A 12632-nucleotide genomic window follows, 5' to 3' on the forward strand; every position below is an offset into this window, starting at 1 on the left:
ATCTCCGCTGGTCGAGCCTGTCGAGACCTCCGCAGGGTAGGCACCCGCTCGACCTCCGCTGGTCGAGCCTGTCGAGACCTCCGCAGCGAAGGCACCTGCTGGCCCACCGCTGGTCGAGCTTGTCGAGACCTCCGCAGGATAGGCACCTGCTGGCCCGTCGCTGGTCGAGCCTGTCGAGACCTCCGTGGGGAAGGCACCCGGGGTGGGTCCAAGCACCGGCTCACCGGGCTTCGAGGCTCGGCGCTGGGGCGCCTCGCACCTCAGCCACCGTGGTGGCCTGCCGCTGGTCGAGCCTGTCGAGGCCTCCGCAGGGTAGGCACCCGCTCGATCTCCGCTGGTCGAGCCTGTCGAGACCTCCGCAGGGTAGGCACCCGCTCGACCTCCGCTGGTCGAGCCTGTCGAGACCTCCGCAGCGAAGGCACCCGGGTGGGCCCCGGCCCCGGGTCACCGGGCTTCGAGGCTCGGCGCTAGGGCGCCTCGCACCTCAGCCACCAGTGCTTTGGTCAGACGACCGGGACCGCCTCCATCGCGGCGCGGAGCTCCTCCTCGGGGAAGTCGAGGTCCTGCATCGAGCCGTGCAGGTAGGACTCGTAGGCGCTCATGTCGAGGTGGCCGTGGCCGCAGAGGGCGGTGAGGATCGTCTTCTCCTCGCCGCTCTCCTTGCAGCGGTTGGCCTCGCGGATCGCGGCGGCGATCGCGTGCGTCGGCTCCGGGGCCGGGACGATCCCCTGGGTCCGCGCGAACATCAGCGCGGCCTGGAAGCACTCCAGCTGCGGGATCGCCTCGGCCTCAGCCAGGCCGAGCTCGTAGACATGGGAGACCAGCGGCGCCATGCCGTGGTAGCGGAGCCCGCCGGCGTGGATCGAGTCGGGGATGAACCCATGACCGAGGGTGTGCATCTTGAGCAGCGGGGTCATGCCGATGGTGTCGCCGAAGTCGTAGCGGTACTCGCCGCGGGTCAGCGACGGACAGGCCGCGGGCTCCACGCAGCGGATGACGGGGTCCATCCGGCCGGCCAGCTTCTCCCGGATGAACGGGAATGAGAGGCCGGCGAAGTTCGAGCCGCCGCCGGTGCAGCCGACGATGACGTCCGGGACGGCCTCGGCCTGCTCGAGCTGGAGGAGCGCCTCCTGGCCGATCACGGTCTGGTGCAGCAGCACGTGGTTGAGCACCGAGCCGAGCGCATACCGGGTGTCCTCGCGCTGGAGCGCGGCCTCGACCGCCTCGGAGATCGCGATGCCGAGGGAGCCGGTGGAGTCGGGGTGCTCGGCGAGCACCGAACGGCCTGCCTCGGTGAGGTCGGACGGGCTCGGGTGCAGCGTCGCCCCGTAGACCTCCATCATCGTGCGCCGGGCCGGCTTCTGGTCGTACGACGAGCGGACCTGCCAGACCTCGCACTCCATGCCGTACTGCGCGGTGGCGAAGGCCAGCGCGGTGCCCCACTGGCCGGCGCCGGTCTCGGTGGTCAGCCGGCGCACGCCCTCCTCGTGGTTGTAGAAGGCCTGCGGCACCGCCGTGTTCGGCTTGTGCGAGCCGGCCGGGCTGACGCCTTCGTACTTGAAGAAGATCTTGGCCGGGGTGTCGAGCAGCTTCTCCAGCCGTCGGGCGCGCACCAGCGGCGAGGGCCGCCAGATGCGGTAGACGTCGAGGACGCCGCCGGGGATGTCGACGTACTGGTCGCCGGTGACCTCCTGCCCGATCAGCGCCATCGGGAACAGCGGGGCCAGGTCGTCGGGGCCGACCGGCTCGCGGGTGCCCGGGTGCAGCGGCGGCGGCGGTGGGGCCGGCAGGTCGGGCACGAGGTTGTACCACTGCGTGGGGATCTGGGTCTCGTCGAGGAGGAACGTCGAACGCTCGGTCGCCATCTGCGCATCCTTGCCAACTCCGGGCCGGTTGCGCCATGCCCCATCCCCTGGCACCATTTACAGACCGAAAGGTCAGTAAATGCTGGAGGACCAGTGACGACCACCGAGGACGAGGCCGGGCTGCAGGCCGACTTCGACGCCACGATCGCGCGCAACGAGCGGATCGAGCCACGGGACTGGATGCCCGAGGGCTATCGCCGGACCCTGATCCGTCAGATCGCGCAGCACGCGCACTCCGAGATCATCGGCATGCAGCCGGAGGGCAACTGGATCACCCGCGCGCCGTCGCTGCGACGCAAGGCGATCCTGCTGGCCAAGGTGCAGGACGAGGCCGGCCACGGGCTCTACCTCTACTCGGCCACCGAGACGCTCGGCGTCTCCCGTCTGGAGCTCACCGAGCTGTTGCTGGCCGGCAAGCAGAAGTACTCCTCGATCTTCAACTACCCGACGCTTTCGTACGCCGACGTCGGGACCATCGGCTGGCTGGTCGACGGCGCCGCGATCTGCAACCAGGTGCCGCTGTGCCGGACGTCGTACGGCCCCTACGGGCGGGCGATGATCCGGATCTGCAAGGAGGAGTCGTTCCACCAGCGGCAGGGCTATGAGCTGCTGATGACGATGATGCGCGGCACCGAGGAGCAGCGCGCGATGGTGCAGGAGTCGGTGGACCGGTTCTGGTGGCCCTCGCTGATGATGTTCGGTCCGCCCGACGCCGAGTCGCCCAACACCGCGCAGTCGATGTCGTGGGGGATCAAGCGCAACACCAACGACGACCTGCGCCAGCGGTTCGTGGACATGACCGTCCCGCAGGCCGAGGCGCTCGGCGTGACCCTCCCCGACCCCCAGCTGCGGTGGAACGAGGAGCGCGGCCACCACGACTTCGGCGAGCCGGACTGGGAGGAGTTCATGCAGGTCGTGAAGGGCAACGGCCCGTGCAACGCCCAGCGGATCGCCCACCGCCGGCGCGCCCACGAGGACGGCGCCTGGGTCCGGGAAGCGGCCATGGCCTTCGCCGCCCGCGTTGAGTCGGGAGTTCCGCCGGTTGAGTCGGGAGTTCCGCCCGTTGAGTCGGGAGTTCCGCCGGTCGAGTCGGGGATTGCGAACGATGACCACTGACGGAACTCCGGAATCAACCGGCGGAACGACGGACCCAACCGGCAAAAGTCCGGAATCAACGACTCGGGAGTGGCCGCTCTACGAGGTGTTCGTCCGCGGCAAGCGTGGGCTGAACCACGTCCACGTCGGGTCGCTGCACGCGGCGGACGACGAGATGGCGCTTCGCCACGCCCGCGACGTCTACACCCGCCGCAACGAGGGTGTCTCGATCTGGGTGGTGAAGGCCGCCGACATCACCGCCTCGAGCCCGGACGAGAAGGACCCACTGTTCGCGCCGGCTGGCGACAAGGTCTACCGGCACCCGACCTTCTACGCCATCCCCGACAACGTCCCGCACATGTGAGACCCGATGTCGCACTCCACCCCTGACCCCAACGAGGAGCACGGCAGCGTGTACGACGGCCTGCTCGCCGAGCACGATGCACCGGGCGACACGTCCCACTGGGCCTTCGGCACCGACTTCGAGGACCCGCTGGCCGGCGTCGACACGACCGTGCCCACCGACCTCGACGCCGGCGAGCTCGCGGCGTACTGCCTCCAGCTCGGGGACGACGCCCTCGTCATGTCGCACCGCGTCTCCGAGTGGTGCAGCAACGCTCCGGACCTCGAGGAGGACATCGCCCTCGCCAACATCGCGCTCGACCTGCTCGGCCAGGCCCGGCTGCTGCTGGCGCGTGCCGCGGCCGCCGACCCGTCCGTCGTACCGGCCCTGCCCGAGGGGTCGCCGGTGCCGGTCGAGGACGCGCTGGCGTTCTTCCGCGAGGCGATCGAGTTCCGCAACATCCGGCTCGTGGAGGTCCCGAACGGCGACTTCGCGCACACGATCGCGCGGCTGCTGCTGTTCGCCACCGTCCGGCTGGCGGCCTTCGAGCGGCTCGCGTCGCACCGCGACCCGGTGCTGGCCGCGATCGCGGCGAAGGGGGTCAAGGAGCTGACCTATCACCGCGACTACGCCGGCCGCTGGTTCCTGACGCTGGCCCAGGGGACCGAGGAGTCCCGGCGCCGGCTGCTGGCGGGGCTCGCCCAGCTGTGGCCGCTGTACGCCGAGCTCGCCGCGGCCTACGACGTGGGTCCGGAGGTCGACGTCGTGCTCGACCAGGTGCTCGCGGTCTCCGGCGTCGAGCGGCCCGACGTCGCGCCGATGGCGGGCACGGGGCACACCGAGGCGCTGTCCCGGCTGCTCGCCGAGATGCAGGTCGTCGCCCGCGCACATCCGAGGGGGCTGTGGTGAGCACCGCCTACGCCATCGCCGCGGAGGTCACCGACCCCGAGCTGCCGATGCTGACGCTGGAAGACCTCGGCGTGCTCCGCGACGTGCGCGAGTCCGGCAAGGAGGTCGTCGTCACCATCACCCCGACCTATTCCGGCTGCCCGGCGATGGCGACCATGCGCGACGACCTCGTGCACCGGCTCACCGACGCCGGGTACGACGCACGGGTCGAGATCGCGCTCAGCCCGGCGTGGTCCAGCGACTGGATCACCGAGCGCGGCCGCCGGGCGTTGCGGGAGCACGGCCTGTCGGCGCCCGGCCCCGCACCGAGCCGGAGCGGCCCGATCCCGTTGACCCTGCTGCCCACCGCGCGCGTGGTCGCCTGCCCGCGCTGCGGCTCGAAGAAAACTCGACTGTCGAGCGAGTTCGGAGCGACCGCCTGCAAGGCCCTCTACCGCTGCGCAGAGTGTCTCGAGCCGTTCGAGCACGTCAAGGAGATCTGATGTCGTCGACCGCCGAGGTGCGCGCGGCGGCGGCCCCCAGGAAGGCCGCCTTCCACAAGCTCACCGTCGCCGCCGTCGAGGAGCTCACCGACGACGCGGTCGCGGTGACCTTCGAGGTGCCCGACGAGCTCGCCGAGGAGTTCGCGTTCACGCCCGGGCAGTCACTGACGCTGCGCCGCTTCGTCGACGCCGCCGATGGACCGAGTGAGCAGCGGCGCCAGTACAGCATCTGCGCGCCGGCCGGAGCCAGGCCGCGGGTCGGGGTGCGGGAGATCCCGGACGGCCTGTTCAGCCGCTGGCTGGTCCACGACGTCCGGGCCGGCGACGAGATCGAGGTGCAGCCGCCGAGCGGCCGGTTCTGCCCCGACCCGGCGCTGCTCGAGGGCGGCCGCCATCTCTGCGTCGCGGCCGGCTCGGGCATCACGCCGATGCTCTCGGTCGCCTCCAGCGTGCTCTCCAGCGACGGCGAGGTCACGCTCCTCTACGGCAACCGCACGTCCGGGTCGGTGATGTTCGCCGAGGAGCTGGCCGACCTCAAGAACCGCTACGGCCCGCACCTCCAGCTCGTGCACGTGCTCTCCCGGGAGCCACGCGACGTCGAGCTGTTCTCCGGCCGGCTCGACACCGACCGGCTGCGTCGGCTCCTGACCACGGTGGTCCCCGTCGCGCGGTTCGACCACGTGTGGCTGTGCGGGCCGCACGCGATGCTGCTGGACGCCCAGGCGGTGCTCGCCGAGCTCGGCGTACCCCGCGACCGGATCCACTTCGAGCTGTTCTACGTCGACGAGCCGCCACCCGAGCTGCATCGGGCCGAGGCGTCGGCCACCGGTGAGACGACCGAGGTGACCGTGGTCCTCGACGGCCTCAGCACGACCGCGGCGCTGTCGCGTGACGACACCGTTCTCGACGGCGCGCAGGCGATGCGGGCAGACCTCCCGTTCGCGTGCAAGGGCGGCGTGTGCGGCACCTGCCGGGCCCGGGTCACCGAGGGCGAGGTCGAGATGCGCCGCAACTACGCGCTGGAGCCGGCCGAGGTCGAGGCCGGCTTCGTGCTCACCTGCCAGTCCTACCCGGTGGGCGAGTCGGTCACCGTGGACTTCGATGCCTGAGCCCGCCGACGCGTTGGACGTCGACCCGTTGGACACGGCGCGGCAGATGTGGGCAGACGACCCTGCCAGCCGGGCCATGGGGATGGAGCTCACCGAGCTCGGGCCGGGCCGCGCGGTCGTCTCGATGACGGTCCGGCGCGACATGGTCAACGGGTACGCCGTCGCGCACGGCGGTCTCGTCGCGGCCCTGGCCGACAGCGCCTTCGCGCTGGCCTGCAACTCCCGCGGCAGCCGCACCGTCGCCGCGGGCTTCGACGTGAGCTTCCTGGAGCCGGCCCACGAGGGCGACGTCCTGGTGGCCACCGCCGAGGAGCGCTCGCTGCGCGGCCGGTCCGGCATCTACGACGTCACGGTCCGCCGGGGAGGGAGCGTGGTCGCGGAGTTCCGCGGCCGGAGCCGGGCGCTGCGGTAGGGCCAGGCTCAGCTCGGCACGTGGAGGAGCACGACGCCGCCGCCCTTGGGGACACCGACCCCCTTCCGGCCCCGGCCGGGCTTGTCACTGCGGACCACGCGGGAGGAGTGACCTGCCAGCGACTTCATCAGCGGCGCCCGCGGGATCTCGGGCCAGAACGATATGGGTCTAACCGACGCCGCGCAGCCCCACATCTTGTGGTCCGGCTCGAGCACGTCCTCGAGGAACTGCTTGGGGGTGGCGTTGTGGCTGCCGTGGTGGCCGACCTTGTAGAACGTCGTCCGCGAGACCAGCTCACGGGTGGCCCGATCGGTCAGCACGGCGTTCCACGTGCCCCACTGGGCGTCGCCCGGGAACAGCAGGTACGCCGAGCCGAACTCGAACATCAGCATCAGGCTGGTGCCGTTGACGGCCTTGTCGAGGCTGACCGCGGTGGCGAGGTCGGTGTCGCGCATGATGCCGGCCGCCGCCTCCTGGATGCGCCGGTCGGCTCCGGTGCCGCCCAACGTCATCCCGGGGACGACGAAGCTGGACGAGAAGGGCTGCTGCGACTCGCTGAACGTCTGTGAGTACCTGGGTTCGTCCGGTGTGGGTGCTGCCGCGGGGGTCTGGAAACGCAGGTAGGACTGGCCCGACGGGGGATCCATGTCACGGATCACGGACGGCTCGCGGGACGGGCCGAGCAGGTGCACGGTCAGCCCGGGGCAGTCCGCTGGCCGGATCCTCGACGTGCTGGCCGTGGACAGGAAGCGGCGGCGTGGGCGTCCGGCGAAGCCGTGGTGGAGCGTGCGCATGGCCACCTCGTTGGTGAGCGAGTTGGTGACCATGGCTTGCAGCGCCACAGGCTGCTCGGTCGCGGTCCAGCGGGCGGTGAACTCGGCGGACGCGAACGCGTTGGTGAGGTTGAGCGCGAGGCTGCTCTGACGGTTGCGGATCCGGGTGGCATCGGGGTCGTCAGGGTTCTCCGTCCAGGGCATCCAGACCTCGCCGACCGTCACGTCCTGCCAGCCCGGGTCGCCGAAGCCGCTGACGTGGTCCTGGTGCCGGTGGCTGGCCACCACGATGTCGATCGGTGCGCCCTGGAGGTCCTTGACGATGCGGGCCACGACCTCGGAGATCCTCCAGCCCTTGCGCGGGTGGCCGGAGCTGTGCGAGCCGCAGTCGACGAGCACCCGGAAGGCGGTCCCGTCGTCGCGCGGGAACTCGACCAGGAAGCAGTCACCGAACCCCACGTCGTACATGCGCACCAGGACCTCAGCCATCGCCGCGCCCTCCACGGGACTGCGCGAGGTGTGCGGCGGTGAGTCGCGCGCGGACCTGCATCCGGCTCTGCTCGTACTCCTCGCCCGCCCAGAGCTGGACGGAGTCCTGGGCGTCGAGCGTCCTCACGTAGTCGTCGAACTCCTGCTTGCGCTTCTCCCCGACCTCGTTCTGCGAGGCGTGCAGGTTGGCCGCGGGGAGAGGCTTGGCGTGGACGTAGCGCACGGTGCCGTCCGAGGCGAACACCGCGGTCGTGCCTGCTCGCAGCACGACCCCACCCACCTCGACCCGCCGCGGGTCGCCCCTGGGTGGCGTCTGCGTCCACTGCACCACGAGCTCGACCTTGAGCTGGCCGTTCTCGTCGATGTAGTAGCTCGAGTGGGAGCCCTCGAGCCTGATGTGCTCGGCCATGCTCGAGTCGAACTGCAGGGCGGTCGCATGCTCGCGGGCGAAGTTGACGAGCGTCGGGAAGTGGTCGGGCCGCTGCTGGCGCGCACCGTCGTCGTCGACGAAGTCGAACTGGCTGAGGAGGACCCCCGTGACCAGGTCCGACGGGATGGTCACCCGGGCGCCCGAGGTCCGGGCTTCCGGCTTGCCGGGGTCGAGCTGGGGCGGCCGGTCGAGGCGAAGCGCCTCTTCGGCCAGCGACGAGACCCCCGGCGCATAGATCCCCCGCAGCCGGAACGCGTCGATGAAGCACGCACGCCGCTCGTACTCGTCGCGCGGGTTGAGCTCGAAGTCGGCGGTGACGATCGCCCGGAGGTAGTCACCGAAGGTGACGTCGACCGGCGGGAGGTACTCGAAGGCGCGCAGGCACATGGTGAGCACGTCCTGCGCCGCCTGCGCCGCCTCCCGCGTGATCAGCTCCACCAGGTCCGACTGCAGCTCTCCGGCCGGCAGGATCCCCGACCCCCCGGTCACGGCACGGACCAGGCTGGCGGTGCGGTTGCGGTAGATGCGGAAGAACGCGTCGAAGACCGCGGCGACCAGGATCGAGCCTCGTTCGTGCGGCTCGACCACCTCGGCGTACAGGCTCGGGTCGGGTAGCGCGGGAGCGGTGCTCCGGCCGTCCGCGGTCGGGCCCTGGACGGAGGTGGTCCGGAGTGCCTGCCCGGCGCCGGTCGCGTAGCCGAACTGACGGGCGAGCTCGAGGAGCCGGCCTGGCTGGGAGATGTCGGCCCGGGTCGCGCGGATCTGGGACTGCAGGACCTCCGGGAAGCTGAAGTGCTGGAAGATCGCGACGATGTCGGCGATCCCCTCGTGGAAGGCCAGTACGTCGCGGTTGGTCGCCGAGTTGAAGTGGCGGCGCAGCCGGTCGACGATCGCGTGCGTGGTCTCGTGCGCCACGATGTCGTGGGAGAGGCAGGTGAAGACGGTCTGCCCGGGGAGGTTGGGACCAGGGTCGTCCGCGGTCACGGTGAAGTAGCCGAAGTGCAGCGAGGTCGACGCCGAGTCGTAGAACGCGTTGGTGCCCTCGAACGAGTGCGGCAGCACCGTCAGCTTCTGTCTACGCCTGAACGTGAACGGGCGACCCAGCGCGCGCTCGAAGTTCTCGATCACCTTCATGACCACCGCGTAGACCATCTGCTGGTGGAAGCGCGGGTCCGAGTCGGACGGGTCCAGCCCGCGCTGCATGAGCACGTCCGGCGCGTCGAGGTCGACCGGTGCGTAGTACTCCTTCTTCGTCCCGTTGTAGTCGACGACCCGGACCAGCCGGCCTTCGGGGCCGTCGGTCAGCTGCTCGTTGACGATCTCGGTGATCGCGAGGTTGCCCGCCGAGCGACGCAGGCTCGGGTCGAAGGCGAAGATCTTGAGCGGCCGGCGGGCGGCCGGCTGGACGCCCGGGACGTAGCCGCCCTCGCTCGTCGCGGGTCCCCACTGCGCCTGCTTCAGCTCCATGGCGACTCCTCCTTGACGTTCGCGCGCGGCTCTAGGCCAGCGGCCGGTCGGGGTAGGGGAGCGGCTCGGCCGGGAGGTCCGGGTCGAGGTAGGCGAGGAGCCCGGCATCGGCGGCCGCGAAGCCCCAGTTGACGAGCCCCTCCTGCTGGTCGTCGGGGGTGTCTGTCAGCCGGGTGCTGATCCTCGCCAGCTCCATCGTGACCGTGCTGTCGGTGGGCAGGTAGGGCCGGTTCTTCGGCTTCGGCCACGTGTCGAGCTGGCTGACGGTGCTGATGAAGAACCCGTCGTGCGGGTCGGTTGTGCTCTTGAACGCCTTGACCACGGCGCTGCGCCGCAGGGAGCGCACCTGGGAGTCGAGGATGTGCAGGACCCGCAGGATCCCGTGGGCCCAGTCCCGGCCCGGGTCGGTGTCGGCACCCATGTGTCCGCCCGCGTCGCTGACGAGCACGGTCCGGTACTTCTTCCAGACCGTCTCGAGCCCCATGTTGTCGTAGACCCCGCCGTCGCTGAGGAGGATCTCGCTGCGGAACGCCGGCGACGGGTTCTCCACCGGCTTCTCGCCGAGGTCCCACGTCGCGTCGGACAGGTCGATCTCGAACGGCGAGAGGAACGGGGGAAACGCGGCCGAGGCCCCGACGGCCTGGGCCAGCGCCACGTCCGGGTCACGGACCAGCCCGATCGTGTAGTCGGCGAGGTAGGGCTTGCTGAACCGGAAGAGGACCCCGGTCTCCAGGTTGGTCGCGTTGATCACGAACCGCGGGCGGTCCGGGAGGTCCTGCAGGGTCGCATCGCCGTACAGCCTGCGGAGCTTGCCGACCACCCGGTCCGAGATCGTGACGAACGGAAGAAGCGCCCCGGTGGCGACCGCGGGGACGTCCACCTTCGTGTGCGCGAACTCGCGGAGCGGGTCGGTGACGAGTGCGTCGAAGTTGGTCGCCACGCCGTCGGTGAAGGTCAGCTCGTCCCAGCGGAGACCGAGCAGGCCTGCGGTGATCGAGCCGCCGGACACGCTGGAGACCCGGTCCAGCCGGGGCAGCCAGCCGGCCAGGTTGAGCCGCTTGAGGACGCCGAGGTGGAACAGCATCGCCCGGAAGCCGCCTCCGGAGAGGCACAGCCCGACGCCCTCGGCCGGCGTGGACTCGCTGTCGTCGGGTCCCTTCCGGACGGGGCTGTCGGTGTCGAAGTCCTCCGGGTCCGGGCTGTCGGCGTCGTAGGAGCTGCTGGTCACGGCTCGATCCCTCCAGTGTGCGGTTCCCGTCGCCCGCCCCGTCCGAGGTCCGGATCGATCGACGATGCCACCGGTGTGGAAGCGCTGGCGATAGCTCATCCGTGCCATCCGGGTTGACGCGAACTGGGCATCGACGCGTGGCAGGATCGAGCGCGTGGGCGTCACGGTCGAGTTCTCCGGACTGACCAAGCGGTTCGGGTCGCTCACCGCCGTCGACGACCTCAGCTTCACGGTGGCGCCGGGACGCGTGACCGGGTTCCTCGGGCCGAACGGCGCCGGCAAGACCACGACGTTGCGGATGCTGCTCGGCCTCGTGCGCCCGACGTCCGGGACCGCGACGATCGACGGTCGTCCCTACGTCGAGCTCGACCGGCCGCTGTCGGTGGTCGGTGCAGCGCTCGAGGCCACCGACGTGCATCCGGGCCGCACCGGCCGGGACCACCTGCGGACCATCGCCGCTGCGGCCGGCGTACCGGACTCCCGGGTCGACGAGCTGCTCGAGCTGACCGGAATCCCGGCGTTCGCGCGCAAGCGCGCGGGCGGCTACTCGATGGGCATGCGCCAGCGGCTGGCGCTGGCGCAGTCGCTGCTCGGCGACCCGCAGCTCCTCGTGCTCGACGAGCCGGCCAACGGCCTCGACCCCGAGGGGATCCGCTGGCTGCGCGGCTTCCTGCGCCACCTCTGCGCCGAGCAGGGCAAGACGGTCCTGGTGTCGAGCCACCTGCTGCAGGAGGTCGAGCAGACCGTCGACGACGTGGTGATCATCGCCAACGGCACTTTGGTCCGGCAGGGTGTGATGGCCGACCTGGCCGGCGGTGCGGGAGCCGTGGTCCGGACCTCGGACCCGGCCGCACTGGCCCGGGCGCTGGGCGAGATCGCCTCGGAGCCGGACACCGACGGTGCGCTGTTCGTGCACACCTCCGACCTGCGCGCCATCGGCGACGCCGCGCACGCCGCCGGCCTGCCGGTCTGGGAGCTCCGCCGCCACGAGGCCGACCTCGAGGCGCTGTTCTTCCAGCTGACCGAGGGCCGCAACCGCAACGTCGGGGAGCCGGTGTGAGCGGGATGTCGCGGGCGGTCCGCTCGGAGCTGCTGAAGTTCTTCACCACCCGGCTGTGGTGGGGGATGGCGATCGGGGTCGTCGCGTCCGCGGCCGTCTTCGCGCTGCTGTTCGGAATCCTCTACACCTCGCAGAGCTTCCTCGAGAACGGCGGCGGCGGGTTCGGCGGCGGCGAGATCGTGGCCGACGACACGCAGGTGGCCAACACCGTCTACACCGCCGGGCTCAGCGTCGGCTACCTGCTGATGCTGGTGATCGGGGTGATCCAGATCGGTGCGGAGTACCGCCACCACACGATCACCAGCACCTTCCTCAGCCAGCCGCGCCGGGCCCGGGTGATGGGCGCCAAGGTGCTGGCTCTCATCGTCATCGGCGCCGGGTACGGCGTGCTGAGCCTCGTCGGCTCGGTGGTGGTGGGTGCCATCACGCTGCAGGCGCGGGGGGCCGACCCGTTCCCGTCGGCGACCGTGGTCCGCACCCTGGCCCTGAGCCTGCTGGTCCTCAGCCTGTGGGCCCTGATCGGGCTGGGCGTCGGGATCCTGATCCCCAACCAGGTCGCGGCCCTGCTGATCGCGGTCGGTGTCGCCTGGATCGTCGAGCCGCTCCTCGGCGCGGCGATCGCGGCGTGGGACTTCGGCAAGGAGCACATCGCGCTCTACCTCCCGAGCTCGGCCAGCCAGGCCGTGCTCAGTGGCGCGCAGGCCTCCTCCAGCGACGTGCGCCTGTCGTGGTGGGGCGGTGCGATGGCGCTCGTGTGCTGGGCCGCGGCGTTCGCCGGCGCCGGGATCGTGCGGGTGCTGCGCCAGGACATCAGCTGAGGGGACCGAGTCTCAGCCTGGATCCACCGATTCGCGGCGTCGCGAGCGTCACCAGTCGGGTGCGATGGCAAGGCGGCGGAGCGACGACGTGCTTGGCCGCCCATCGAGCGACGCCAACGCCGCCAGCGTGCCCGAATGGTGGCGCGCAGCAG

The 12632-nt window shown here is 71.0% G+C and carries 12 protein-coding genes; 8 read left to right on the forward strand and 4 right to left on the reverse strand.

What is annotated here, in order from left to right; translation table 11 throughout:
* Window positions 1-503: 503 nt before the first annotated feature.
* The gene (locus VFV89_RS16740; RefSeq protein WP_329707095.1) at window positions 504-1865 is read right to left on the reverse strand and encodes a TrpB-like pyridoxal phosphate-dependent enzyme; all 1362 of its coding nucleotides are present in this window, start codon (window positions 1863-1865) and stop codon (window positions 504-506) included.
* A gap of 93 nt (window positions 1866-1958) precedes the next feature.
* Between VFV89_RS16740 and paaA the strand changes: the two genes are divergently transcribed.
* The 6 genes from paaA to paaI are packed head-to-tail and all read left to right on the forward strand — an operon-like array spanning window position 1959 to window position 6215.
* On the forward strand, window positions 1959-2981 hold the full coding sequence (paaA, locus tag VFV89_RS16745) for a 1,2-phenylacetyl-CoA epoxidase subunit PaaA (protein WP_329707096.1): 1023 nt from the start codon (window positions 1959-1961) through the stop codon (window positions 2979-2981).
* Window positions 2971-3324, forward strand: coding sequence for a 1,2-phenylacetyl-CoA epoxidase subunit PaaB (gene paaB, locus VFV89_RS16750; protein WP_329707097.1), 354 nt, complete (start codon window positions 2971-2973; stop codon window positions 3322-3324). The genes paaA and paaB overlap by 11 nt, the downstream gene beginning before the upstream one ends.
* A 6-nt stretch (window positions 3325-3330) precedes the next feature.
* Window positions 3331-4212 (forward strand): 1,2-phenylacetyl-CoA epoxidase subunit PaaC, encoded by an 882-nt coding sequence (gene paaC, locus VFV89_RS16755; protein WP_329707098.1) that lies wholly within the window; start codon window positions 3331-3333, stop codon window positions 4210-4212.
* Entirely contained in the window at window positions 4209-4694 is a 486-nt protein-coding gene (gene paaD, locus VFV89_RS16760; RefSeq protein WP_329707099.1) for a 1,2-phenylacetyl-CoA epoxidase subunit PaaD, read from the forward strand. The genes paaC and paaD overlap by 4 nt, the downstream gene beginning before the upstream one ends.
* Window positions 4694-5803 (forward strand): 1,2-phenylacetyl-CoA epoxidase subunit PaaE, encoded by a 1110-nt coding sequence (gene paaE / locus VFV89_RS16765; protein ID WP_329707100.1) that lies wholly within the window; start codon window positions 4694-4696, stop codon window positions 5801-5803. The genes paaD and paaE overlap by 1 nt, the downstream gene beginning before the upstream one ends.
* Window positions 5796-6215: a hydroxyphenylacetyl-CoA thioesterase PaaI gene (paaI, locus tag VFV89_RS16770; RefSeq protein ID WP_329707101.1), complete on the forward strand. Its 420-nt coding sequence runs from the start codon at window positions 5796-5798 to the stop codon at window positions 6213-6215. Before paaE ends, paaI begins: the two co-directional genes overlap by 8 nt.
* An 8-nt stretch (window positions 6216-6223) precedes the next feature.
* Here paaI and VFV89_RS16775 read toward each other — a convergent pair whose 3' ends face one another.
* Genes VFV89_RS16775 through VFV89_RS16785 form a run of 3 tightly spaced genes read right to left on the reverse strand, consistent with a single transcriptional unit; the run spans window position 6224 to window position 10602 of the window.
* Complete coding sequence (locus VFV89_RS16775; protein ID WP_329707102.1) at window positions 6224-7477, reverse strand: MBL fold metallo-hydrolase; 1254 nt, start codon at window positions 7475-7477, stop codon at window positions 6224-6226.
* Window positions 7470-9374 (reverse strand): hypothetical protein, encoded by a 1905-nt coding sequence (locus VFV89_RS16780; RefSeq protein WP_329707103.1) that lies wholly within the window; start codon window positions 9372-9374, stop codon window positions 7470-7472. Before VFV89_RS16780 ends, VFV89_RS16775 begins: the two co-directional genes overlap by 8 nt.
* A 31-nt stretch (window positions 9375-9405) precedes the next feature.
* Window positions 9406-10602: a patatin-like phospholipase family protein gene (locus VFV89_RS16785; protein ID WP_329707104.1), complete on the reverse strand. Its 1197-nt coding sequence runs from the start codon at window positions 10600-10602 to the stop codon at window positions 9406-9408.
* 154 nt (window positions 10603-10756) lie between these two features.
* Here VFV89_RS16785 and VFV89_RS16790 point away from each other — a divergent pair, with 154 nt between their 5' ends.
* Both VFV89_RS16790 and VFV89_RS16795 read left to right on the forward strand, forming a co-directional pair.
* Complete coding sequence (locus VFV89_RS16790; RefSeq protein WP_329707105.1) at window positions 10757-11662, forward strand: ABC transporter ATP-binding protein; 906 nt, start codon at window positions 10757-10759, stop codon at window positions 11660-11662.
* Window positions 11659-12480: a hypothetical protein gene (locus VFV89_RS16795; protein WP_329707106.1), complete on the forward strand. Its 822-nt coding sequence runs from the start codon at window positions 11659-11661 to the stop codon at window positions 12478-12480. Before VFV89_RS16790 ends, VFV89_RS16795 begins: the two co-directional genes overlap by 4 nt.
* Window positions 12481-12632: the final 152 nt, after the last annotated feature.

The sequence above is a fragment of the Nocardioides sp. genome (assembly GCF_036274455.1).
In the GTDB taxonomy this organism is placed as follows: domain Bacteria; phylum Actinomycetota; class Actinomycetes; order Propionibacteriales; family Nocardioidaceae; genus Nocardioides.